General features: G+C 63.8%; 25 protein-coding genes, 1 tRNA gene and 1 riboswitch. Of the genes, 15 read left to right on the forward strand and 11 right to left on the reverse strand.

All coding sequences use genetic code 11. The features are described 5' to 3' along the window. Positions 1–56 precede the first annotated feature (56 nt). From JOE69_RS12735 to JOE69_RS12750, 4 genes are all read left to right on the forward strand, one after another. Complete coding sequence (locus tag JOE69_RS12735; protein WP_309799273.1) at positions 57–1,328, forward strand: MFS transporter; 1,272 nt, start codon at positions 57–59, stop codon at positions 1,326–1,328. Positions 1,329–1,397: 69 nt separating this feature from the next. Continuing rightward, positions 1,398–2,075 carry a histidine phosphatase family protein gene (locus JOE69_RS12740; protein ID WP_309799275.1) on the forward strand — a complete coding sequence of 226 codons (678 nt, stop codon included), beginning with the start codon at positions 1,398–1,400 and terminating at the stop codon, positions 2,073–2,075. A gap of 118 nt (positions 2,076–2,193) precedes the next feature. Then, positions 2,194–3,387 (forward strand): sensor histidine kinase, encoded by a 1,194-nt coding sequence (locus JOE69_RS12745; RefSeq protein WP_309799277.1) that lies wholly within the window; start codon positions 2,194–2,196, stop codon positions 3,385–3,387. Further along, on the forward strand, positions 3,384–4,043 hold the full coding sequence (locus JOE69_RS12750) for a response regulator (RefSeq protein ID WP_309799279.1): 660 nt from the start codon (positions 3,384–3,386) through the stop codon (positions 4,041–4,043). The genes JOE69_RS12745 and JOE69_RS12750 overlap by 4 nt, the downstream gene beginning before the upstream one ends. 42 nt (positions 4,044–4,085) lie before the next feature. On the opposite strand, the gene JOE69_RS12755 is transcribed toward JOE69_RS12750, so the two are convergent. After that, on the reverse strand, positions 4,086–4,859 hold the full coding sequence (locus JOE69_RS12755) for a VOC family protein (protein ID WP_309799281.1): 774 nt from the start codon (positions 4,857–4,859) through the stop codon (positions 4,086–4,088). A gap of 219 nt (positions 4,860–5,078) precedes the next feature. Here JOE69_RS12755 and JOE69_RS12760 point away from each other — a divergent pair, with 219 nt between their 5' ends. Together JOE69_RS12760 and htpX are read left to right on the forward strand one after the other, a co-directional pair. After that, entirely contained in the window at positions 5,079–6,446 is a 1,368-nt protein-coding gene (locus JOE69_RS12760) for an acyltransferase family protein (protein ID WP_309799283.1), read from the forward strand. Between the two features lie 12 nt (positions 6,447–6,458). After that, a complete protein-coding gene (gene htpX, locus JOE69_RS12765) occupies positions 6,459–7,328 on the forward strand; it encodes a zinc metalloprotease HtpX (RefSeq protein ID WP_309799285.1) in 870 nt (289 codons plus the stop codon). Positions 7,329–7,396: 68 nt separating this feature from the next. Here htpX and JOE69_RS12770 read toward each other — a convergent pair whose 3' ends face one another. Then, positions 7,397–7,885 (reverse strand): YajQ family cyclic di-GMP-binding protein, encoded by a 489-nt coding sequence (locus JOE69_RS12770; RefSeq protein ID WP_309799287.1) that lies wholly within the window; start codon positions 7,883–7,885, stop codon positions 7,397–7,399. A 140-nt stretch (positions 7,886–8,025) separates the two neighbouring features. Between JOE69_RS12770 and JOE69_RS12775 the strand changes: the two genes are divergently transcribed. Together JOE69_RS12775 and JOE69_RS12780 are read left to right on the forward strand one after the other, a co-directional pair. Next, positions 8,026–8,277 (forward strand): hypothetical protein, encoded by a 252-nt coding sequence (locus tag JOE69_RS12775; RefSeq protein ID WP_309799289.1) that lies wholly within the window; start codon positions 8,026–8,028, stop codon positions 8,275–8,277. 196 nt (positions 8,278–8,473) lie between these two features. Next, positions 8,474–8,555 (forward strand) — tRNA-Tyr (locus JOE69_RS12780). Between the two features lie 199 nt (positions 8,556–8,754). Here JOE69_RS12780 and JOE69_RS12785 read toward each other — a convergent pair. The 3 genes from JOE69_RS12785 to JOE69_RS12795 all read right to left on the reverse strand — a co-directional run bounded on the left by JOE69_RS12785 (position 8,755) and on the right by JOE69_RS12795 (position 10,464). After that, complete coding sequence (locus JOE69_RS12785; RefSeq protein ID WP_309801291.1) at positions 8,755–9,099, reverse strand: NlpC/P60 family protein; 345 nt, start codon at positions 9,097–9,099, stop codon at positions 8,755–8,757. Further along, on the reverse strand, positions 9,093–9,704 hold the full coding sequence (locus JOE69_RS12790) for a hypothetical protein (protein ID WP_309799292.1): 612 nt from the start codon (positions 9,702–9,704) through the stop codon (positions 9,093–9,095). Before JOE69_RS12790 ends, JOE69_RS12785 begins: the two co-directional genes overlap by 7 nt. Positions 9,705–9,843: 139 nt before the next feature. After that, positions 9,844–10,464, reverse strand: a complete 621-nt coding sequence (locus JOE69_RS12795; RefSeq protein ID WP_309799294.1) for a TetR/AcrR family transcriptional regulator — start codon at positions 10,462–10,464, stop codon at positions 9,844–9,846. 196 nt (positions 10,465–10,660) lie between these two features. On the opposite strand from JOE69_RS12795, the gene JOE69_RS12800 reads away from it, so the two are divergent. Then, the gene (locus tag JOE69_RS12800; RefSeq protein ID WP_309799295.1) at positions 10,661–11,281 is read left to right on the forward strand and encodes a TetR/AcrR family transcriptional regulator; all 621 of its coding nucleotides are present in this window, start codon (positions 10,661–10,663) and stop codon (positions 11,279–11,281) included. A gap of 191 nt (positions 11,282–11,472) precedes the next feature. Here the strand turns inward: JOE69_RS12800 and JOE69_RS12805 are convergent, their stop codons facing one another. Continuing rightward, positions 11,473–11,889 carry a nuclear transport factor 2 family protein gene (locus JOE69_RS12805; RefSeq protein ID WP_309799297.1) on the reverse strand — a complete coding sequence of 139 codons (417 nt, stop codon included), beginning with the start codon at positions 11,887–11,889 and terminating at the stop codon, positions 11,473–11,475. A 474-nt stretch (positions 11,890–12,363) separates the two neighbouring features. Between JOE69_RS12805 and JOE69_RS12810 the strand changes: the two genes are divergently transcribed. After that, entirely contained in the window at positions 12,364–13,329 is a 966-nt protein-coding gene (locus JOE69_RS12810; protein ID WP_309799300.1) for a nitrilase-related carbon-nitrogen hydrolase, read from the forward strand. Positions 13,330–13,337: 8 nt separating this feature from the next. Further along, entirely contained in the window at positions 13,338–14,357 is a 1,020-nt protein-coding gene (locus JOE69_RS12815; RefSeq protein ID WP_309801293.1) for an agmatine deiminase family protein, read from the forward strand. A 7-nt stretch (positions 14,358–14,364) separates the two neighbouring features. On the opposite strand, the gene JOE69_RS12820 is transcribed toward JOE69_RS12815, so the two are convergent. Next, on the reverse strand, positions 14,365–15,513 hold the full coding sequence (locus JOE69_RS12820; RefSeq protein WP_309799302.1) for an acyl-CoA dehydrogenase family protein: 1,149 nt from the start codon (positions 15,511–15,513) through the stop codon (positions 14,365–14,367). A 158-nt stretch (positions 15,514–15,671) separates the two neighbouring features. Between JOE69_RS12820 and JOE69_RS12825 the strand changes: the two genes are divergently transcribed. Together JOE69_RS12825 and JOE69_RS12830 are read left to right on the forward strand one after the other, a co-directional pair. Then, on the forward strand, positions 15,672–16,139 hold the full coding sequence (locus JOE69_RS12825; RefSeq protein ID WP_309799304.1) for a MarR family winged helix-turn-helix transcriptional regulator: 468 nt from the start codon (positions 15,672–15,674) through the stop codon (positions 16,137–16,139). A 57-nt stretch (positions 16,140–16,196) separates the two neighbouring features. After that, complete coding sequence (locus tag JOE69_RS12830) at positions 16,197–17,402, forward strand: MFS transporter (protein WP_309801296.1); 1,206 nt, start codon at positions 16,197–16,199, stop codon at positions 17,400–17,402. Between the two features lie 33 nt (positions 17,403–17,435). Here the strand turns inward: JOE69_RS12830 and JOE69_RS12835 are convergent, their stop codons facing one another. Genes JOE69_RS12835 through JOE69_RS12845 form a run of 3 tightly spaced genes read right to left on the reverse strand, consistent with a single transcriptional unit; the run spans position 17,436 to position 19,955 of the window. Continuing rightward, positions 17,436–18,275 (reverse strand): ABC transporter permease subunit, encoded by an 840-nt coding sequence (locus tag JOE69_RS12835; RefSeq protein ID WP_309799306.1) that lies wholly within the window; start codon positions 18,273–18,275, stop codon positions 17,436–17,438. Further along, positions 18,268–19,281, reverse strand: coding sequence for an ABC transporter ATP-binding protein (locus JOE69_RS12840; RefSeq protein WP_374709708.1), 1,014 nt, complete (start codon positions 19,279–19,281; stop codon positions 18,268–18,270). The genes JOE69_RS12835 and JOE69_RS12840 overlap by 8 nt, the downstream gene beginning before the upstream one ends. Then, the gene (locus JOE69_RS12845) at positions 19,278–19,955 is read right to left on the reverse strand and encodes a TetR/AcrR family transcriptional regulator (protein ID WP_309799308.1); all 678 of its coding nucleotides are present in this window, start codon (positions 19,953–19,955) and stop codon (positions 19,278–19,280) included. The genes JOE69_RS12840 and JOE69_RS12845 overlap by 4 nt, the downstream gene beginning before the upstream one ends. Before the next feature lie 218 nt (positions 19,956–20,173). Next, a riboswitch (M-box (ykoK) riboswitch) is annotated at positions 20,174–20,344 on the forward strand. A gap of 83 nt (positions 20,345–20,427) precedes the next feature. Between JOE69_RS12845 and JOE69_RS12850 the strand changes: the two genes are divergently transcribed. Then, positions 20,428–21,138 carry an MgtC/SapB family protein gene (locus tag JOE69_RS12850; RefSeq protein ID WP_296364328.1) on the forward strand — a complete coding sequence of 237 codons (711 nt, stop codon included), beginning with the start codon at positions 20,428–20,430 and terminating at the stop codon, positions 21,136–21,138. 138 nt (positions 21,139–21,276) lie between these two features. Beyond that, positions 21,277–21,660 (forward strand): thioredoxin family protein, encoded by a 384-nt coding sequence (locus JOE69_RS12855; protein ID WP_296364327.1) that lies wholly within the window; start codon positions 21,277–21,279, stop codon positions 21,658–21,660. Here the strand turns inward: JOE69_RS12855 and JOE69_RS12860 are convergent. Continuing rightward, positions 21,657–21,935 carry a putative quinol monooxygenase gene (locus JOE69_RS12860; protein WP_309799311.1) on the reverse strand — a complete coding sequence of 93 codons (279 nt, stop codon included), beginning with the start codon at positions 21,933–21,935 and terminating at the stop codon, positions 21,657–21,659. The two genes, JOE69_RS12855 and JOE69_RS12860, sit on opposite strands and share 4 nt — an antisense overlap. Positions 21,936–21,986: the final 51 nt, after the last annotated feature.

The following is a 21,986-nucleotide window of genomic DNA, read 5'->3' on the forward strand; positions in this document are numbered from 1 at the left end:
AGTCCGGCTTTGCCGAAGCTGTGCGCGGGCGGTCTGGAACGCATTAGTCTGATCCGGTGCGAAAACTTTTGGTGGACCTCTCGCCCCTGCGGGAAAGTCCGGCCTACCGCAGACTCTGGATCGGCATGGCGCTCTCCGCGATCGGTGCGCCGCTGACCCTGGTGGCGATGTCGTTGCAGGTCTATGCCTTGACCCAATCGACCTTCGCGGTGGGCATGATCGGCGTGTTCTCGCTGATCCCATTGGTCGCGGCCGGCCTGTACGGTGGCTCGATCGTGGATGCGCACGATCGCCGTAAAATCGCGATCCTCGCCTCGATCGTGCTGTGGGCGGTGACTCTCGGCGTGGCGTTCCAGGCCTGGTTGAACCTGGAGCAAGTCTGGTTGCTCTATCTGTTCGCTGCGATCCAGAGCGCGGCAATGGGCATCAACCAGGCGGCGCGTAGCGCGATCATTCCGCGCTTGGTGCGGCCCGAATTGCTGCCGGCTTCCAATGCCTTGAGCATGATCGTGTTCGGTGCCGGGATGAGCGTCGGGCCGCTGCTCGCCGGGTTCCTGGTGGCCACCGTGGGCTATGGCTGGACCTATTCGATCGATGCGCTCACCTTCACCGCAGTGCTCTGGGCGGTATTCCGGCTGCCCCCGGTGCCGCCGGAAGGCGAAGTGCACAAAGCCGGCCTGCGTTCGGTGCTCGAAGGGCTGCGGTTCGTTGCGGTGCGACCGAATATCCGGATGACCTTCCTGGTCGATTTGTGCGCCATGGTTTTCGCGATGCCCCGGGCATTGTTCCCGGCGATCGGCGCGGTATGGCTCGGCGGAGGCGAGGCGACGTCCGGTTTGCTGTTGGCCGCGATCGCGATCGGCTCGTTGCTGGCCGCGCTGTTCTCCGGTCCGCTCGGCAAGGTTCGCCGGCAGGGCTTGGCGGTAGGCGTCTGCATCACGCTCTGGGGCGGCTCGATCGCCGGGGTCGGCATGGCGCTGCTGGCCGCCGGAAAGCACGACGGCGCTGGAGTTTCGGCCTGGCTCGCCGTGGTGTTCGCACTCTTGGTGCTGTCCGGGATCGCCGATTCGATCAGCGGGGTGTTCCGCTCCACGATCTTGCAATCGGCCACTCCGGACCATTTGCGCGGACGGCTGCAGGGGATCTTCATCGTGGTGGTGGCCGGCGGACCCCGACTGGGCGACTTGTTCGCCGGCAGCGCTGGGCAGCTGCTGGGCGAGGCGATGGCTGCGGTGGCCGGCGGCCTGCTCTGCATCGGCGCGCTCTGGGTGCTGCTGAAAATGCAGCCGAAATTCCTGCGCTACGACGCCCGGATTCCGGAGCCGTAGTCCCACCGGGTGAGCCGAAACAGCTCCTCAGGGGGATGACAGCCTGATCTGCGATGACAGAATGGAACCATGCGTCTCATTCTCATCCGACATGGCCAGACTGAATCCAATGTGCACCGACTGCTGGACACCGCGATGCCGGGACCGGAGCTGACCGAGTTGGGCCGGGCCCAGGCGACGAGCCTGGTTCCGGCGCTCGCCGACGAACCCCTGGATGCGATTTACACCTCGGTGGCCACCCGGGCGCAGCAGACCGCGCAGCCGCTTGCCGAAGCCCGGTCCTTGCCGCCGGTCGTGCGCGCCGGAGCGCGGGAGATCGCGGCCGGCGATCTCGAGATGGCAGCCGACCTGGATTCAGTGATGGCGTACCTCAAAGTGGTTTCCGAATGGTTGCGCGGGAACCCGGAACATCGGATGCCCGGCGCGGACACCGGGAGCGAGGTCCTCGGCCGGTTCGACGACGTCGTCGCAGAAGCGCGCGACGCCGGCCATGCCAGCGTCGCGGTGGTCAGCCATGGTGCGATGATCCGGACCTGGACGGCGGCCCGCGCAGTCAACCTGGATCCGCGGACCCCGGAGAAATACGACCTGAGCAATACCGGAGTCGTCGTTTTGGAAGACGGCACGGGAGATCCGGAACGGCCATGGAGGGTGATCAGCTGGCAAGGGGAAGCTGCCGGCGGCCCTGCGGTGGCCGATCCCTCGCATGATGGGCCGAATGTAGATGCCTGGAATTCCGAAGCCTGATTGGCGGTCTTGGACGGTTCGCCGGCGGACCGTCGGAGGCTCTGCCGGGACCGAGACCCGGGATAGCCGGCAGCGTGCGGAGTGGCTGAAGCAAGGTTCGTCCGAGCGGCTGCGCAGCATGTTGCGCACGCGTTGGGAACTGGTCCTGCTGCCGTTCGTGACCCTGGTCATGCTGGTGCTCGGGGCGGCGTTGAACACCGCGCTCTACGAGATGAACGTGGTGGTCGGGTTCGCCCTCGCCGTGGCCCACGCGGGCAGCATCCTGCTCACCTACAACCGCCCACTGCCCGGGATCCTGCTGTCCGTGGTGTGCGTCACCCTGATCGCCTGGGTGATTGCCCCCGAATCGACGTTGCCGCGCCCGTTCACCGTGGTGGCCCTGCTCACCCAGCTTGCGGTCACCGTGATCAGCGGATTCCGCGCGCCCTGGTATCTGGCCGCCGCCGGTTGGCTGGCCAGCGTGGTCTTGGTCTCGATCGGCGCTTCGCACCTCGGCAGCCAAGACGTGCCGCAGGCCGAAATCACCAATATGGTGGTCTTCGCTTCGATTTCCTTCGGAGCGCTGCTCGCCTCGATCATCGCCCGGCAGTGGCAGTTGATCCGGCAACAACTGACCGTGGAACGCACAGTCAGCGCGGCCGAGGCCGCCCGGCGCGAATTGGTCGAAGAACGTGCCGGAATCGCCCGGGAACTACATGATGTGGTGGCCCACGGAATGTCCCTGGTCACCGTGCAGGCGACCACAGCACGCTACCGGTACCCCGGCATGGACGAACGGATCGTGGCCGAGTTCGACGAAATCGCCGGGCACTCCCGCCGCGCGATGGCGGAAATGCGGCAGATGCTCGGCGTACTGCGTTCGGAATCCGCCGGCCGGGAGACCCTGCCGCAGCCGGGCTTGGATGATCTGGAAGCGTTGGTGGGTTCGATCCGGCGAGCCGGCATCGAGGTGGATTTCGAGGCGCCCGCTGGCTTGAGCCCCGGGCCGGTGCTGGGCTTGGCGGTGTACCGGATCGTCCAGGAGGCGCTGAGCAACGTGGTCCGGCACGCGCCGCAATCGCATGCCTCGGTGGACTTGGAGTCCCATGGCGAGCAGCTGACCGTGGTGGTCGAAAACGGCGCGGCCAAGGCCGCGGCGACGGTGAGCAGCGGCGGGCACGGCTTGGTCGGCATGCAGGAGCGCGCGCAGGCGGTTGGCGGTAGGCTCGATTACGGCCCCCTGCCCGGAGGAGGGTTCCGGGTGGTGGCCACGCTGCCGCTGGAAGGTGAAACGACGACGCCGGGACGGCCGAAGACAGGGAAGAACAGATGACCATCTCGGTAGTGCTCGCGGACGATCAGGCCATGGTGCGGGCCGGATTCGCTGCACTGCTCAATGCCCAAACCGATATCGAGGTGCTGGGCCAAGCGGTGAACGGGGTGGAAGCCGTTTCGCTATGCGCCCAGATGCACCCGGACGTGGCGTTGCTCGATGTGCGGATGCCCGAGCTCAACGGTTTGGAAGCCGCGCAGCGGATCCTGGCGGCGGGCTACGGCACCAAAGTTTTGATGCTCACCACCTTCGACATCGACGACTACGTCTACGACGCCTTGGCGATGGGTGCCAGCGGCTTCCTGCTCAAAGACGCGCTCGCGGACGAACTGGTCTCGGCGGTGCGGATCGTCGCCTCGGGGGAGGCGTTGCTGGCGCCGAGTGTCACCAAACGGCTGATCGAGAATTTCGCCAAGAGCCGGCCGCGCAGCCCGGTCCAGACGAGCCGGTTGAATGGGCTGACCGAACGGGAACGCGAAGTGCTGACCCTGGTGGGCCGGGGCTTGTCCAACCAGGAAATCGCGGCCGAGCTGTTCATCGCGGAGCAGACCGTGAAAACGCACGTCTCGAAAGTGCTGAACAAACTGGACCTGCGCGATCGCGTGCAGGCCGTGGTGCTCGCCTATGACACCGGTTTGGTGGAACCGGCCGGCTGAACCGGCAGCCCGGCCCAGCCGACCGGTCCCACCGGTCCGGAATCAGCCGAGGCTTTGGATGATCTTGAACAACGCTCCGGTCGGATCGGTCATCGACCCCATCCGGCCGAACGGCGTGTCCTCAATCGGCTGGACGATCTGCGCGCCCAGTTCCAGGGCGTCCGCGACTGTCTGGTCCGCATTCTCGACCGCGAAGTAGACCTCCCAATTGGACGGCGTGCCTTCGGGCAGGAAGGACGAGGAATCCATCAATCCGGCGATCGCCGCATCGCCTTCGCCCACCGTGCTGTAGCGGAACTCATCGCTGTCGCCCATGGTGGTGTATTCCCAGCCGAAGACTTCGTTGTAGAAAGGCAGCGCCGCCGCGTAGTTCCGGCTGTGCAGTTCGTGCCAAGCTGCCGCGCCGGTCTCATCGTGGGCTTGGAAGCCGGTGTGGCCGCCGAACTCCCAGACGCCGACCGCCGCTCCGTCGGGAGCGCCGATCATCATCATCTTGCCCTGCTCTGGGACCTCCATCGGCGGGAAGAAAACCTGGCCCCCGTTCGCCGTCGTCAGTTCTGCGGTCCGGTCGATGTCTTCGCTGCGCAGATAGGTGGACCAGACGTCGGGCTGCCCGGTCTCGGGCTCGTTCTTCATCAGCCCGGCGACGCTTTTGCCGTCTTTGAAGGCCAGCATGTAGCCGCCGTACTTTTCCTCGTCGCCGGTTTCATAGGTCCAGCCGAAGAGCTTGGTGTAGAAGGCCTTGGCCTTCTCCGGCTCCGAGGTCATCAGGTCGATCCAACAGGGTGCGCCCGCCGGGATATTCGGTGTCGGCATTTTTTCTCCTCAGTCGGTGAAGGTCGGTTCCCTTGACCCTATGCCGGGGCTCCAGCGGTTTCAATGCCCCCGCCTGGGAGCCAGCTTTGAGCGCGCCCTGCTACCGGGGTACCGGTGGCAAACAACCCGGATGGGGGATGTTTCGGCCGGAAGCTGCTTTCTAGCCTGCTGGTAAGCGAATTTCAGGGTGAAAAGGTGCAGGGTGAAAAGGAGTCTGAGATGACCAATCATGTGACGATCGGGCGCAGTGGCGGGCTTGTCCCGAAACCACGGCAAGCCGGCATCGGCGTGCCGCGGGACGGGGTGGTCGATCTCGCCCGGGCAGCCTGCCTGGCCGTTGTGGTGCTGTTCCACGGCATCATGATGGGCGTGACGCCGGCAGCTGCCGGCTGGTCGGTGACCAATGCTTTCGACGGCCAATGGTTCTTCCCGGTGCTGTCCTTGTTCCTGCAAGTGATGCCGCTGTTCTTCATCCTTGGCGGGTTCTCCAGCTTCGGCGCATGGCAGCGCCGGCAAGCCGCCGGAGTCGGGGCCGGGGTGTTCGTCAGGGAACGCCTGCTGCGTCTGGCCAAGCCCGCGATCGTGGTTTTCGGCACGGTCGGGTTGGGCCTGGCCGCGCTCGCAGTGGCCGGATTGCCGGCAGACCTGCTGGGCCAGATCGGTTTCCGGATTTCCCAACCGATGTGGTTCTTGGCGGTCTACATCGGCTGTTCCGCGATGGTCCCGTTAATGTCCGGATGGCACCGCCGCAATCCGTGGGCCACCGTGTCGGTCCTCGCCTTGGCGATCCTGGGCGTCGATGCCTTGCGCCAGGGGACCGGAGTCGAGGCGATCGGGCTCGCGAACCTGGCTTTCGTCTGGTTGCTGATGCAGCAGATCGGATTCTTCGTCGCCGACGGCAAACGCCCGGAACGCGGCATCCTGTGGCTGGTGTTCCTGGTCCCGTTGGCGGTATTGCTGATCGGCGCCGGCAATGGTTGGTGGCCCCTGGACATGCTGCTCAGCCTCAACCCGCCGCGTTTTTCGCTGATTCTGCTGGGCCTCGCCCAGCTGGGCCTGATGGAACTGCTGCGTCCGCAGTTGGCCGCGCTGCTGTTGCACCGGAAGGTGAAAGCGGTGAGCGGCTTCGCCAATGCGAAATCGCTCACCGTCTATTTGTGGCATGCCTCGGTGATGTCCGTCCTGCTGGGCATCCTGCTGGTGCTCGGGGTGCCGATGCCGGAGCCGTTGAGCCCGCTCTGGTGGGCGACCCGCCCACTCTGGCTCCTGGTCCTGCTGGCCGCGGTGGTGCCGGTCGCCGCGGTGCTCCACCGGTTCGAGAAGCCGTCGGCAGCGCGGCCGGCGGCCGGCCCGAACTCGCCGGCGCAGCTGGCCGGGGTGCTGAGCACCCGGAACTCGGTGGCCGCGACCGGGCTGGCGATAGCCGCCGTCGTCCTGGTCCTGGCGCTCGGTGCCAGTCCGCTGAGCTGGCTGGCCGCGACCCTGCTGCTTGCGGTGGGCCTGACCGTTGTGGGAGCCTGGCAACCCCCGGGGAACACGGCTCTGCGACTGCGCGTTCCTCTTTTCGGGAAAGCAATTTTGCGATGAAAGGCGAAGATTTTGCACCGGCATTACAACGGATTGAAAACCGCCGCGCTCTTCGGGGTGCTCTGGGCGGTGCTGCTGGGCATCGGCGCCTTGATCGCCAGCAGCACCCGCAGTCCTGCGCCGCTGGTGATTTTCGCCTTGATCGGTGTGGGCACCACGGCCTATGGCTATTGGAACAGCGACAAGATCGCGATCCGGTCGATGCAGGCCTACCCGGTCACGGAACAGCAGGCACCGCAGATCTACCAGATCGTCCGCGAGCTTTCGGCCAAGGCGAATCAACCGATGCCGAAGATCTACCTTTCGCCGACGCAGTCGCCCAATGCCTTCGCCACCGGCCGGAATCCGCAGAACGCAGCAGTCTGCTGCACTGAAGGAATCCTGCGGATCCTGGATCTGCGGGAATTGCGCGGGGTGCTCGGGCACGAGTTGATGCATGTCTACAACCGCGACATCCTGACCTCCTCGATGGCAGCGGCAATCGCCGGAGTGATCACTTCGGTAGCCCAGATGATGCTCTTCTTCGGTGGTGGCGACCGGCGTAACGCGAATCCGATCGCGATGATCGCGATGGCCTTGTTGGCACCCTTGGCGGCCTCCTTGATCCAGTTGGCGATCAGCCGGACCAGGGAGTACGACGCCGACGAAGACGGCTCGAAGCTCACCGACGACCCGCTGGCCCTGGCCTCCGCGCTGCGCAAATTGCAGTCCGGGATCCAGCAAGCGCCCCTGCCGCAGGACCAGAATCTGGTCAATACCTCGCACCTGATGATTGCCAACCCGTTCCGCGGCGGCGGATTGAAGAGCCTGTTCGCCACGCATCCGCCGATGGACCAGCGGATTGCCCGGCTCGAAAAAATGGCCGGACGCCCGCTCAACTGACGAACCCCATAACGGAGGCGCCTGTCCAGTTGGACAGGCGCCTCCGTTATGGTTGCTGTGCCGGGGTTCTAGCGCAGGTTGACGAACTGCAGGTCGGCCTCTTCGAAGCCTTTGAGCAAGGTCATGGTGGCTTGCAGATCGTCACGAGACTTGGAGCTGACCCGCAGCTCATCGCCTTGGATCTGCGCCTTGACGCTCTTGGGGCCTTCGTCGCGGATCAACTTGGTGATCTTCTTGGCGATGTCCTGCGCGATGCCTTCTTTGATCGACGCTTCCAAGCGGTACTCCTTGCCCGAGGCGAAAGGCTCACCGGCGTCCAGTGATTTGAGCGAAATTCCGCGCTTGATCAGTTTGGACTCGAAAACGTCCAGAACCGCCATCACGCGTTCTTCCGAGTTCGCCTTGAGCAGGATGTTTTCACCGCTGAAGTCGATTTCCGCGCCCACACCCTTGAAGTCGTAACGCTGCGCGATTTCCTTCTGCGCCTGATTCAGCGCATTGGCAACTTCCTGTTTGTCGACTTTGCTGACTACGTCGAATGTCGAATCGCCGGCCATGATTCCTCCTGCACGGGCTGGGGTTACTACTTTTGACTGGCCTCTAGCCTAGTCCAGTTCAGCCCCAAGGTGGATGCGTTCTTAGTACTCCCCAAGCTTAACTGGAGGCAGAACCTAAACAGGTTTGGAAGAGTGAGGCCATGAAGACGCAGAAGGCACGAAGATATGTGGTGCGGAGCGCGAAGGCGGCGGCGGGCACGATGCTCGCCGCGGCCACAGTGGCAGCGATGACGGCGTTCGCGCCGATCCCGCAGTCCGCACCGAGCACGGGGACCCGGGTGGCCGGCGTGCAGTCCGATTTGGCCCGCGCGGTCGCGTTGGGACAGGTGACCCCGGAGCAGGCCAAACGGTTCCAGGACCGGATCACCAAGCAGATCGCCGGCGGGGCTTAGGCCCAAGGGCGGTACAACACGCCTGCACAATTGCGGCATCCAACTGGTTCCGGGAGCGCCAGATCAGCAACGTGAACACGTTCAGCAGCATTATCCGTGCAGAAGTGTCCGCAGAACTCCGGAGCGCAGGGCCCGATTCGATTCTTGGCGATGAGTTCTGTAAAGTTGTCTTGCTTCCACTTTGGAAGCCGCTCACGGCAGATTACCCGAGCGGCCAAAGGGGGCTGACTGTAAATCAGCTGGCAACGCCTACGGGGGTTCGAATCCCTCATCTGCCACCGAGAAAGGCCCGGAATCATTGCGATTCCGGGCCTCTGCCGTTGCCGGAGTGGGCGACTGATCCGGAGCAGTTTTCGATGCGGCAGTGAGGCAGAGTCCGCGGATCGACCGAAAGCGGGCAGTTTCACCGGAAATCCGCCCCGCCTGTGCCGACCCGCGGGCCCCGCTTCCGGGCGCAGCCGCCGAACCGCTGGGCGGCTAGCTGCCCAGCGTGTAATACCCCACCAGATCCGAGTGCGAGCTGACCGGGTCAGTGCGCGCATTCGCCCCGGTGTACGGGGCATTGGCCATCTTGTCGTTGCCCAAGTAGATGCCCACGTGGTGGGTGTTGCGCGCGGTGCCGAAGAACCCCAAATACCCGGGCTTGGCGATGAGGTCTTGTGCATTTTGGCGAGCTGGTTGTCCGAGTTGCCGGCACCCAACAGGTCGGAGCTGTCGGCCAGGATGAAGACAACCAACGGAATCGACCGGCCGAGTTTGTCGCCGACCAGCAGAATGAAGAAGGAAGCCAGGATCCCGCCCCCCGGTGGAGCCGCTCAGCACCAGGCTGAGCTGCGCGTTGTCCAAGCCGGCCTGGCCGGTGCCGTGGGCAGCCAATAGGCGAACAGCGCGCCGCTGAAACTGAGCAGGCTCAGGAAGCCGAACACGGTGAGCATCTGGATGCCCAGCAACGGGATCACTGCCAGCACAATGGTCACCAGGACCCGGTTGGACAAGGAGCTGAGCCCGGACATGCGCTCCGGATCCTTCAGGGCCGCCAAGGCGGCACCACTGGCTGCGCTGGTCGCACCGATGCCGATGCCGCCGCCGACCATGCCCAGGAAAACCAGCAGATCCGAAGGGGCGAGGGCCGCCAGCAGGAAGCCGGAGCCGCCGACCAAGGCGCCGATCCGGGCCACCGGCTTGCGGCAGGTGCTGGTGCAGTACCGGGAGCTGAGAATGCAGGCGGCTGCGGTGCTGAGCAAGGATACTGTGGTGAACAGGCCCGCGGTGCTGACTTCGATGCCCAGGGCTTCCAGGGCCAGAATCATCACCGGGACCAGATTGGCGGTGAGCAGCCCCAAGACCGAGATGCCGAAGGTGGACACCGCGTACTTCGGCGTCAGCGCGCGGGCGTTCTGGCCCGGTGAAGCGAGGGTGACGGACAAGCGGCAGCCTTTCCAGGACGCCTGCGAGGTGCATTCTGAATGAGATGCAGATCACAAAACGAATGAATTTCGTTTAATGATTGGATATCGTCGGCGCAATTGCAAGAGGTTTCGGAAATCTCCCTCCGGGAGTGCCTGTTCAACCCAGAACTTCGGCTTCGCGGGCCAAGCCCTCCAACAGCAGTCCGAGGCCGAACTCGAAAGACTTCTGTGCCCGGTCCGGTGCGCCCAAGCCGGCATCGAGGGCGGCGCGCAGCTCTGGACTGGCGGCTTCGCCGGGTGCCCAGACGTTGTCCGGCGCGCCGGCGTCGAGCGCCGAGCCGAGCACGAAGTTGTCGATCACCGTGATGATCTCGAGTTGCCGGGTGCTGTCGAACCCTGCGGTGCGCAGTGTCTGGGCCATCAAGTTGTACATGCCGATGGTGGTTGCGTCCCGGACCGAATAGGCGGTGACCAGTGGCAGCAGCCGGGGGTTGAGTGCATAGGCGTTGCGGTAATGCAGCGCGATGATGCGCAGCGATCCGGCCCAGTCCGCCGATTCCGAGTCCACGCCGCTCAGGTCCATCCGCCCCATCACCTGGCCGCGCATGAGCTCGATCACGTCGGCCTTGGAGTCGATGTGGTTGTACAACGAAGAGGGGCTCACCTTGAGTTTTTTGGCAATGCCTTGGATGGTGAATTCGCCATCGTGGTCAACCGCGTCGAGCGCTGCTTGGGCGATGATCGACGGGGAAAGTTTGGGGCTGAGCGGCCGCGCCATCTGCACCTCCTGTTGGATTCCTCCAGCTTAGTGTTTTCTGCTGATTGGCAGGACATCCGGTAAGCTGCTTTCCCCCGACTGGACTGGGCGAGGTTCGGCGGGCGGTGGTTGGCGAGGGCATCATTGGAAATCCACGCTATGTATAAATAAAATTATCGTAACGTTTATTTTCCCCGGCATCGGATATGGTTTGACTATGCCTCCTTACGCGTACGATGAAAACGGTCGACGGGTGATGGCGCCGTCGAAGGGCGAGCTCCGCGAAAAGGCGATCCTTGACGAAGCCGAGAAGCAACTCATCGATATCGGCCCGGACGCTATGACCGTCAATTCGATCGCGATCGCGGCAGGGATCACCCGTGGGGCGTTGTACTTCTACTTCCGTTCGAAGAACGATGTTCTCGCAGCTCTCGTGCAGCGCGTCGTCGAGGAGCTCAGCAGTGCCGTCGCGACCCGGCAAAAAGCGATACCCGATTCTCCGCTCGACGCTCTCAAAAGTGCGATAGAACTGACCGGTGACCTGTGGAGCAGGCATGGTGCTGTGATGCGTGCCGCCGTTGATCTGTCGCCTTCGGTTCCTGTCGTCGCGAATCTTTGGGACAGCGCGCGGCGTGAGATCCACCAGAGTGCACGCGCCATGGCGGTTGCCGGCGGGGTCGCCGCCGACGACGGGCCGGACGGTGCGGGAGCGCTCGTGCATGCCCTCGTCGCAATGACGGAGCGGACGTTCTACGACGCCGCCGTGCAAGGAGCGTCGCTCGATGACGCTGCCCGAACAATCCAGGTCGTTTGGGGCAGGGCGCTTCGGATGAGCTGAACTGGTGTGCGCGCCGCGCTCGCGGACTCGGCGAGTTCGACGAGCTTGCTGAGGCCAGGCGGCCTTTCCGTCCGGACTGAACGCAATGGTGGATGGCCGGCCAAGCAGTCCGGTGTTCGCTTTTTCGAGCAGCCCCCGCCTGGTCGAGAAAGCGAACACCCCCAATAGCTATTCAGTTGATCTGGTGGGGCTCAAAGTCTGATTCGTTCGACGATTCCGTAGTAGGCATGCCGATCGAGCCAGGCGGTGCAAGTGACAGCTTTCTGGTCCTTCATCGTGAAAATGTACAGGTATTCGTTGTTGTAAGGCTCGCCATCGACGGCCTCTCCAGCGGAGGTCATATGCACAAAAACCTTGTTGCCATCTGCCCAGGTGCCCTTCTGGGCAACTCTCAGTGTGCCGGAAATCCGGTCGAAGAGATCCTGCTCGGCATCGTCGATCAGGCTGGCGATGCCGTGAAAGGTGCGCGCGACCGGGCCGTGGCCGGTGATGGTCCATTCGATATCTTCGGCGAAGACCTCGGAGAGCTTGCCGAAATCGGTCGCAGCGCCGTCGAGCGCTTTCCGGACTGCGTCGAGGTTTTCTTGTTCCTGAGTGCTGTAGCTCATCGTTTTCTCATTTCGTTTCAAGGCTAAGGCGGGCGCTCTGGCCGGGTCGTCCTGGAAAATTCCGGCGTGGGAGGCAGCTGCCGGGGTGGCGGACTTTGGCCTAGTGGCCGTCGGTTGGCACGCTTCGTCTGCCTAAGTGGTTGTTGACGTGAACGATCTTTGCACAAAAAAGACATAGCGTCAATTATATTTATCACTACGTTGAATCGACGCTCGGCGTGAGTGGGCGGAGCGTGGTTGGGTCGACGCGGTTGGGCGAAGTCGCGCCGGGTGGTGCCACGCGCGCCCATTTGAGTCGGGCGGCAGAGCCGGAAATGGATTTCCTTAGCAGTCTCGCAGCTCCGAACCCCGGCGGCGGAGAGTAAGATTCAGCGCTCCGGGCCGTCACGGATCGACTCTTGCGCCCCGGGTGGAGTCAGGTCATAATAAACGAACAAGATTCGTTTATTATGACCTGACTCCGGAGGAGTGGCCATGCTTGAAATCACCCGACTCACCCCTTTGCCATCGCTGAGCCCTGTTGCGCACGAGCAGGCCAGGTCGCTGCGGATCGGGCTCGTGCAGCACCGCTGGCAAGAGGATCCGGCGATGCTCAGAGCCGAGCTGGCCGAGGGGATCGCCCGTGCTGCCGGCCTCGGTGCTTCAGTGGTTTTCCTGCCCGAGCTGACGCTGTCCCGTTATCCGGCCGACAGCTATCCGGACACCGCGACGCCGGTGGACCAGGCCGAAGACCTGCGCACCGGACCGACCTTCGAATTCGCCGCGGAGCAGGCCCGCAAGCACGGAATCTCGGTACATGCTTCGCTGTACCAAAAGGTCGACGACGGCGATGGGCTGGGGCTGAACACCGCGATCCTGCTCGGTGCCGACGGTGAATTGCGCGGCGCCACGAACAAGCTGCACATCCCGGTTTCGGCGGGCTATTACGAGGATCACTACTTCCGGGCCGGACCGGCCGACGGGGACCCCTACCCGTTGTACCAATTGCCCGGCGCGGCAACCGCCCAGTTGGGCATGCCGACCTGCTGGGACGAGTGGTTCCCGGAGTTGGCCCGGGTGTATTCGCTCGCCGGCGCAGAACTTCTGGTGTACCCCACGGCAATCGGTTCGGAACCGACGTATCCTGATTTCGACACGCAGCCATTGTGGCAGCAGGTCATCGTCGGCAATGGGATCGCCAATGGACTGTTCATGGCGGTGCCGAACCGTTGGGGGGATGAGGGAAGCGTGAGTTTCTATGGTTCGTCGTTTATTTCCGATCCGTATGGCCGGATCCTGGTGCAGGCGCCGCGTGCCGAATCAGCGGTGCTGGTCGCCGAACTCGATCTGAACCAGCGCAAAGATTGGCTGACCTTGTTCCCGTTCCACGAGACCCGGCGTCCGGATACTTACGCCAGTCTGTTGGACCCGGCACCGCAGCGGAACGGGGTGCAGCCGTGAACTGGACCATGCCGGCCGAGACTGCGGAGCAGGAGCGGATCTGGATGGCGTTCCCGCCGTCCGGCCCGAATACCGGGGAGACCCCGGAGCAAGAGCATGCGGCACGGACCGCCTGGGCCGCCGTCGCGCACGCGATCCTGCCATTCCAGCCGGTCAGCATGATCGTGGACCCGGCCGACGTCGGACTGGCCGCGGATTACCTCGACGCTTCGGTGGAGCTGCACCAGGCTCCGCTGGACGATGCCTGGATGCGGGATATCGGGCCCAGTTTCGTCACCGGGCCGTCCGGCGAGCTGGGTGCGGTGCTTTGGCACTTCAACGGTTGGGGGCAGCAGGACTGGGCCGAATGGGGCAAAGACTCGTTGATCAATGCCGAAGTGGCGATGTTGTCCGGAGCACAGCCGTTGCGTTCGGCGATCGTCAATGAGGGCGGTGGATTCCATCTCGACGGCGAGGGCACGGTGCTGCTGACTGAAACCGTCCAGCTGGACCCGTTGCGCAATCCGAACGCCAGCAAGGCCGAGATCGAAATGGAGATCCACTCATTGCTGGGTACCCGGCACGCCGTGTGGTTGCCGCGCGGTCTGGTCCGCGATGCGCAGGCTTTGGGCACGAAAGGCCATGTGGACATCGTGGCCACGATTCCGTCACCCGGAACCGTGCTGCTGCACGATCAGCAGGACCCGGCGCACCCGGACTTCGAGGTCTGCGCCCAGATCCGGACGGTTTTCGAGAACAGCACCGATGCGGCCGGCCGGCCGTGGCGCATCGTGCCGGTGCCGGCGCCGAAGGTGCTCGAGGACGAGATCGATTTCGTCGACTACAGCTACATCAACCACTTGGTGATCAACGGCGCAGTGATCGCTTGCACCTTCGACGATCCGAATGACGCGGCGGCCTTGGCGATTCTGGCCGAGGCCTACCCGGGCCGGCAGGTCATCGGTGTGGACGCCCGGGAGATTTTCGCCCGGGGCGGCGGCATCCACTGCATCACGCAGCAGCAGCCGGCGCGCGGACCACACCGATGACCGGGGCCTAGAGGCTGCGCGAAATCAATTCCTTCATGATTTCGTTGGTGCCGCCGTAGATCCGCTGGACCCGGGCGTCCACGAAGATCTTGGCGATCGGGTATTCCTCCATGTACCCGTAGCCGCCGAACACCTGCAGGCAGCGGTCGGCGACGATGTTCTGCTGATCGGTGAGCCACCACTTGGCCTTCGACGCGGTGGGCACGTCGAGTCCGCCGGCAATGTGCTTGACCACGCAGTCGTCGTGGAAGGCCCAGGCAACCGAAGCCAGCGTGTCGCATTCGGCCAGGACGAATTTGGTGTTCTGGAAGCTGAAGATCGGTTTGCCGAAGGCTTGGCGTTCCTTGGCGTATTGCACGGTCAGGTCAACGGTCTTCTCAATCGCTGCCGCCGCCATGGTGGCGATCAGCAAGCGCTCCTGGCCGAGTTGCTGCATGAGCTGGATGAAGCCGACGTTGGGTTCGGTGCCGAGCAGATTGCTGGCCGGCACCCGGACCTCGTCGAAGAACAACTCGCAGGTGTCTTGGCCGTGCTGGCCGATTTTGCGCAAGTTCTTGCCGCGTCGGAAACCTTCCACTTTGTCGGTTTCCACCGCGATCAGCGACAGTCCGCCGGCGCCGCCGGCTTCCGAGGTCTTGGCCACGACCAGGATGAAGTTGCTCAGGAACCCGTTGGTGATGAAGATTTTCGAGCCGCTGATGACGTATTCGTCGCCCTCCAGCTTGGCCGTGGTGCGTACCGATTGCAGGTCGGAGCCAGTGCCGGGTTCGGTCATCGCGATGGCGCCGATGTACTCCGCGCTGGCCATTTTCGGCAGCCAGTTCCGCTTCTGCTCTTCGGTGCCGTAGGCCAGGATATAGTGCGCCACGATGACGTTGTGCAAGGGTGCGCCGTGGCTGGGTGCCAGGGCCCGGGTTTGTTCGATCACCACAACGGCCTCGTGCCGGTAGTCGCCGCCACCGCCGCCGTATTCTTCCGGGATGCTGAGGCAGTGCAAGCCCAATTCACCCATCTTCGTCCAGAGCTCGCGGTCCACGTGCTGCTGTTCGCTCCAGCGTTCTTCGTTCGGCGTGGCTTCTTTGGTGTAGAACTCCCGGGCCAGATCAGCCAAAGCGTCGAGCTCTTCGTTCATCCAAGTGGGGCGGTGCAAGGCCATAGTGGCTCCTCGTTGAGACGTTGTGACAAGTCGATTGTTGCGAACTAATGGACAAATGGCTAGGAGTGATCGAATTTCGATGCCGCTGGGGCCGGAGTTTTCACCGATTCAGTGAAAAGTATTGTCCTTAGGCAACCTAACTGTTAGGCTACCTAACTGTGACTGACTATGACCCCACGGACCTGGAGCTCGCTTCGGCATTCCGCACGGCTTTGCGCCAAACGGTATTCCTGACCCGCCGGCTGGACCTCGACGCGGAGCTTTCCGCGGCACAGCTGAGCGTGCTGAACATGCTCTCCGATGACGGCTTGCGAGTCAGCAAGATCGCGGCGAACCTCGGCGTCCGGGTGCCCAGCGCAACCGAACAGATCAGCCGGCTGGAATCGGCCGGGTTGCTCGAACGTCGGGCGGATCCCAGCGACTCGCGCGCCGTCGTGGTCTCGTTGACCGAATCGGGCCGGATCGCCACTGAGCAGGCCAATCGCCGGCGCAACGCGTTGATGGCCGGAATCCTCGCCCGGCTGGAGCCCGGGGAACGCGCCCAGCTCACTGCGGTCATGCCGGTCTTCGACAAAATCAACAGCTATTTCGAATCCCCGGGGACGCCGGGACACTCAGGAAACTAGGAACCAACCGTGTCAGCATTGCGACCAGCCAAATCCGAAAATCTGGACGGCCCGGAAATCCCGGACCCTACAGAATCAGCCGAAGAAATCCTGCACGAAGAGAAAATCTCGATGCTGCGCCAGCCGGTGGCCGTCTGGGCCACTGCGGTGGCGGCAGTCTTCGCATTCATGGGCATCGGATTGGTCGATCCGATCCTGCCGGCGATCGCGAAGAACCTGGAAGCGAGCCCGTCCGAGGTTTCCTTGCTGTTCACCAGCTACTTCCTGGTCACCGCGATCGCGATGCTGCTCACCGGTTGGGTTTCCTCGCGGATCGGCGGCAAGAAGACCCTGCTGATCGGCTTGGCGCTGATCGTGGTCTTCGCCTCCTTGGCGGGGTTCTCCGGCAGCGTTTCGCAGTTGGTCGGCTTCCGGGCCGGTTGGGGACTGGGCAACGCCCTGTTCGTGGCCACCGCGCTCGCCGTCATCGTCGGCGTGGCGAGTGGCGGCACGGCCACCGCGATCATCCTCTACGAAGCCGCGCTGGGCCTGGGCATTTCGCTCGGTCCGTTATTGGGTGCCTTGCTGGGCGGTTGGCAATGGCGTGCGCCGTTCTTCGGCACCGCGACCGCAATGGCGATCGCCTTCATCGCGTGCGCCGCGCTGCTGCCCAAAATGGCACCCCCGACGGCCAAGACCCGGCTCCGCGACCCGTTGCTGGCGCTGGGCCACAAAGGGCTGCGATTCACCGCCGGCAGTGCCCTTTTCTACAACTTCGGCTTCTTCACGATTCTGGCTTTCACACCGTTCATCCTCGGCATGGACGCCTATGGAATCGGGGCGGTGTTCTTCGGCTGGGGCGCCTGCCTGGCGGTGACTTCGGTCTTCGTGGCCCCGGTGTTGCAACGTTGGCTCGGCACCGTCAAGGTGGTGATCGCCACCTTGGCCGGCCTGGCCGTGGTGCTGCTCGTCATGGGCCTGGCAGCCGGCCACTCAGTGCCGCTGGTGGTCGCCATGGTGGTGCTTTCCGGAGCGCTCCTGGGCATCAACAACACCTTGTACACCGAGCTCGCCATGGGCGTTTCCGATGCGCCGCGTCCGGTGGCCAGCGCGGGCTACAACTTCGTGCGTTGGATGGGCGGTGCCTTGGCCCCGTTCGTCGCGGCGCAGCTGGGGGAACACTTCGGAGCGCAGGTGCCGTTCTTCGCGGCCGCGGTCGCGATCCTGATCGGCATCGCGGTGGTGCTCCTGGGCCGCAAGCACCTGGCGGTCGCCGGGCACTGAAGGCTGCCCGCGCGATGGCACGGGCAGCCGGACTCAGACGCCGACGTCGCGCTTCCGGAGCGCCAGGGCGGTCAGCCCGCCGAGCGCCAGGATCGCGAGGTAGAACCCGATCGCGGTTCCCCAGTTGGCCCCGTTGGTCAGCGGCGTATTGCCGAAGACCCAGGAATAGGGCGAGAACGAGTGCAACCATGCCAAATCGCTGCTCTGGTTGCCGATCGCGTTGAAAATGTACCCGACGACGGCCACGAAGGCACCGGCCCCGATGCCCCAGACGCGACGGCCGAACAGCGTCCCGAAGAGCAAGGCGACGGTGCCGCTGAGCAGGGTCAGCCCGCCGAACAGCAGGCTGGTGCCCAGTAGCTTCAGCGGGTCCAGTTCCAGCTTGGACGGGCCGTTCAAGGCCAGCACCAGGACGAAGACCAAGGCGGTCAGTGCCAGGACCTTCACGGCCAGTGCGGCAAAACGTTCCAATGCGACCTGCACCCGGGTCACGCCATGGGCCAGGGTCAGTTCCAATTGCCCGGACTCTTCGTCACCGCCCAGTGCGGAGGCGCCCCAGCTGACTGCCGCGATGGTCATCAGCAGAAAGCCGAGCAGGCCGAACATGGTCGACTCGGTGTAGCCGGATCCGGTGCTGATCTGGTCGTAGCCGATGCTTTTGGTCAGTTGCTTGGGCAGCGAGTTGATCAAGTCCTGCATTTGCGAGCTGCCGCCGATCGACGGGTAGATCGGCAGGTAGAGGAAAATCACGGCAGCGAGCCCGACGCCCCAGCCGATCAGCGACCGCCAACTGTCCGTGAACGCCTTTCCGAAGATCGGAAACGGCGCCCGACGGATGTCGGCACGGGAACTTGGCAGCGTTGCGTTAGTCATGGTGCTTCTCCTGACGTGGTGCCGGCTCGCCTGGCGCCGGTTGGTCTGGTGCGGTGTAGAGCTTGAGCACCGACTCTTCCAAATCGGGCTCTTCGATCACGAGGTCTTTGAGCTCGAGCGTCGATGCGGCCTGCACGAAGGGTTGGATTTCGCCTTCCAAGGTCGCCGTAGCCTCGACGGCGGCCGGATCATCGGAGGTTTTGAATTCCAAAGAACCGAGTCCGGAGACTGCGGCCAAGCGTTCCTGGAGCTCCGACGCCGTCACGCCGGTGCAGACGATGCGCAGATGCCGGATCGCCGAGTTGCGCAGCTCCTCCACACCCGCGATGCGGACGATTTTGCCATCGCGCAGAATCGCGACCTCATCGGCTGCCTGCTGGATTTCGCTGATCACGTGCGAGGAGAGGAAAACGCTCTGGCCGCCGTCGCGCGCTTCCTTGACCAAGTTCAGGAATTCCTGCTGCATCAGCGGGTCGAGGCCGCTGGTCGGCTCGTCCAGGACCAGCAGATCGGGCTGGTGCATGAAGGCCTGGATGATGCCGAGCTTCTGCTTGTTGCCTTTGGAGAGTTTGCGGACCGGGCGCTTGAGGTCCAGGTTCAGGCGCTCGGCCAGTTCTTCGATCCGGCCCTTCGCGACCGGGCCGGAGATGTCCGCATAGTGTTGCAGCAGCCTCCGGCCGCTGATCCGGCCCTCAAGGATGAGTTCACCCGGCAGGAAGCCGATTCTGCGGCGCAGTTCCGGGCCGGCGTTGCGCGAATCGACACCCAGTACCATGGCGTGGCCCGAGGTCGGCCGGATGATGTCCAGCAGGGTGCGCATGGTGGTGGTCTTGCCGGCGCCATTCGGCCCGATCACGCCGAAGACGGTTCCGCGTTGCACCGCGAAACTGACGCCTTGCAAGGCCAGGTTGCCGCCGTACTTTTTGGTCAGCCCGTGGGCTTCGACGGCGTATTCCGGCTGTCTCGAATTGCCCGAGGACTCGGTCATGGTCGCAGTATGGCTCATGATCGGGACTCCTTTCGTGGATTGCTCGTCGCGGCCAGGGTTTCCCGGGCCGCCTTGAGGAAGGTGTCGTCTGCGTAGAGGCCGTGCGTGTAGAGCTCCAGGCTGGGCAGTGCCATCCGCCGCATGAGTTCCGGACCGATCGCATCGAAGCCTAGGGTCCGGCTCAAATAGCCCGGCATGGTCAGGATGGAAAGGCTGGCCATCACGATCATCGCGGCCACCACTCGGATGTCCGAGGTCGGATTCATGCTGCCGTCGGCGATTCCGGCTTTGATGATCGCCTCGGTCTCATCGGTCATGATGTCCGCGAATTTCCGGCCGGCCGGCGAGTCTTCGGCAAGGGCTTTGCCCAAGTACGCGACGTCGACGTTGTATTCTTCCGGATTCGCGAGGTACTCCCGCATGATCGCTTGCAGGCCGATCGGATTGGCTTTGTGGTTCGCGCGTTCCACCATGGCCTGGAGTACGTAGTCGTCACACGCTTCGCGCAGTTTTTCCTTGCTGCCGAAATGATGGATCACCAGTCCCGGGCTGACCTCGGAAGCCGCGGCGATGGTCCGGATGCTGGTCTTGCGGAAGCCGTCCGCGGCAAAGCAGCGAATCGCGGCGTCCCGGATTCTCGCCGGAGTATTGAGATCCTCGTCCGGAGTCCGGGGCAGTGGAGTTGAACGCATGTTTAACATGCTAAACACGTGTTCAATTCTTGGCAAGAGGCCGGCTCCCGTGCCGGGCTGGCGGGCTCGATGGTACCAAGCGGCGGCACCAGGCGGCGGAAACGCATGATCCGGCCGGATGAGTCCGCCGCGCAGGCTCGGTGCCGGCTCGGGGTCTTTGCAATTCCTTGACGGAGGAATAGTTGACGCAGCATAGATTTCTCTGTCACCCTGGAAGAGCAGCACCTCGTTAGGCGAGGCTCCTGCGCGAACACAGGCCACTGATCTGACGACATCGAGAGATGCCCAAGATCAGGACAGGCCGCCTCGGCTTAAGGGGCGGTCCCAAGTGGCTTCCGGGTAGCTCCAGATACGTCGCGTAGTGCCGAAGCTCTACGTGGGGGTGACTTCTTCACTTTTCATGGGCGCATCCGGCATGCGCCCAGGTCTCCCACGCTGTCGTTCCCGAACGATCGATACGGAGGTGGACGCCATGGAATTCTTCGACGTGGTTCTGCGGATTTTGGCCGGCCTGGGCTTCGGCGCCCTGGTCGGATTCGAGCGGCAATGGCGGGCCCGGCTGGCCGGGCTGCGGACGAATGCCCTGGTGAGCCTGGGTGCCGCCCTGTTCGTGATCTTCGGCGGTTACACCTTTACCGGCCCTGGCGCCGATCCCACCCGGGTGGCCGCCCAAATCGTCTCCGGCATCGGCTTCCTGGGTGCCGGGGTGATTATGAAACAAGGTGCCAACGTCACCGGACTCAATACTGCCGCGACGCTCTGGGCGACTGCCGCCGTCGGCGCCTTGGCCGGTGCCGGGGAGTACGCGATTGCCGCAGCCGGCACGGTGGCGATCATGATTGCCAATATGCTGCTGCGGCCCTTGGGCCGGTTCATGGACAAAGCGCCCGAGGGCGGTCGGGAACCGCAGTCGGTCGACTATCTTTTCGAAGTGCGTTGCGCCGAGGAGGCCGAAGCCCATCTGCGGACCTTGATCGTGCACGCGGTGACGCTGCCGGAATTCAAGCTGCGCTCGGTGCAGTCCTCGGACACTGCCAACCCCGGCGAGGTGCGGATTTCGGCCGAATTGACCGCACACGAACGCGATGACCGGCAGCTCGAGGCGGCGGTGAGCCGGCTCAGTCTGGAGCCCCGGGTCACGTCGGTGCGCTGGACCATCGCGGAACCGGCGATCCTGGACTGATCCCTTCCGCCGAGCGTTGATTTGTGGCGGCTTTGAGCGCGTTGAACCAGCCACAAGTCAACGCTCGAGAGAGGTTTGCGGGAATACCCGGGCAGCGTGGGCTGTTGCCCGAAGCAGAAGAAAGGATACGGTTGAAATATGGCGACTATTGACATCACAGGTGAAACCTTCGGCCCCACCGTGGAGGGCAATGACATTGTCCTGGTGGATTTCTGGGCTGACTGGTGCCAGCCCTGCAAGCGCTTCGCGCCCACTTACGACGCGGCTTCGCAGAAGCACGAGGACGTCGTCTTCGCCAAAGTCGACACCGAGGCGGAGCAGCAGCTGGCTGCCGAGGCGAATATCAGCTCGATCCCGACTCTGATGGCGTTCCGCGAAAAGGTCCTGGTCTTCGCGCAGCCGGGTGCCCTCAACCCGAGCCAGCTCGAAGAGGTGATCACCGCAGTCAAAGGCCTGGACATGAAAGAGGTCCATGCCCACGTGGCGGCCCAGGCGGCTGAAGCGAAAAACGAAGAGGGTTAGACCCGCTCGAGTTTGACCGGCTCGGCCAGCAGGGCGGAGAGCGATTCGTTCAAGTCCTGCACGGCCGAGCCTTTTCCATGCGCGGCGAGTGCTTCTTCGCTGGCCCACTGCTCGGTCAGCACGATCCGTTCCGGGGTGTCCTCGGTGATTTCGTACTGCAGGCAGCCGGGTTCTTTGACGACCTCTTCGATGGCGATGTCCAGCGCCAAGCGGACCCGGAACTGCTCGCCTTCATTCGGCACGAAGGTGGCACGCAGGTTGATGATTTCGCTCATGGATTCAGCCTAGCTGCTGCGGCGGGTCGACGAGCACTCCACGGCCGGCCA

Source organism: Arthrobacter russicus, from assembly GCF_031454135.1.
In the GTDB taxonomy this organism is placed as follows: domain Bacteria; phylum Actinomycetota; class Actinomycetes; order Actinomycetales; family Micrococcaceae; genus Renibacterium; species Renibacterium russicum.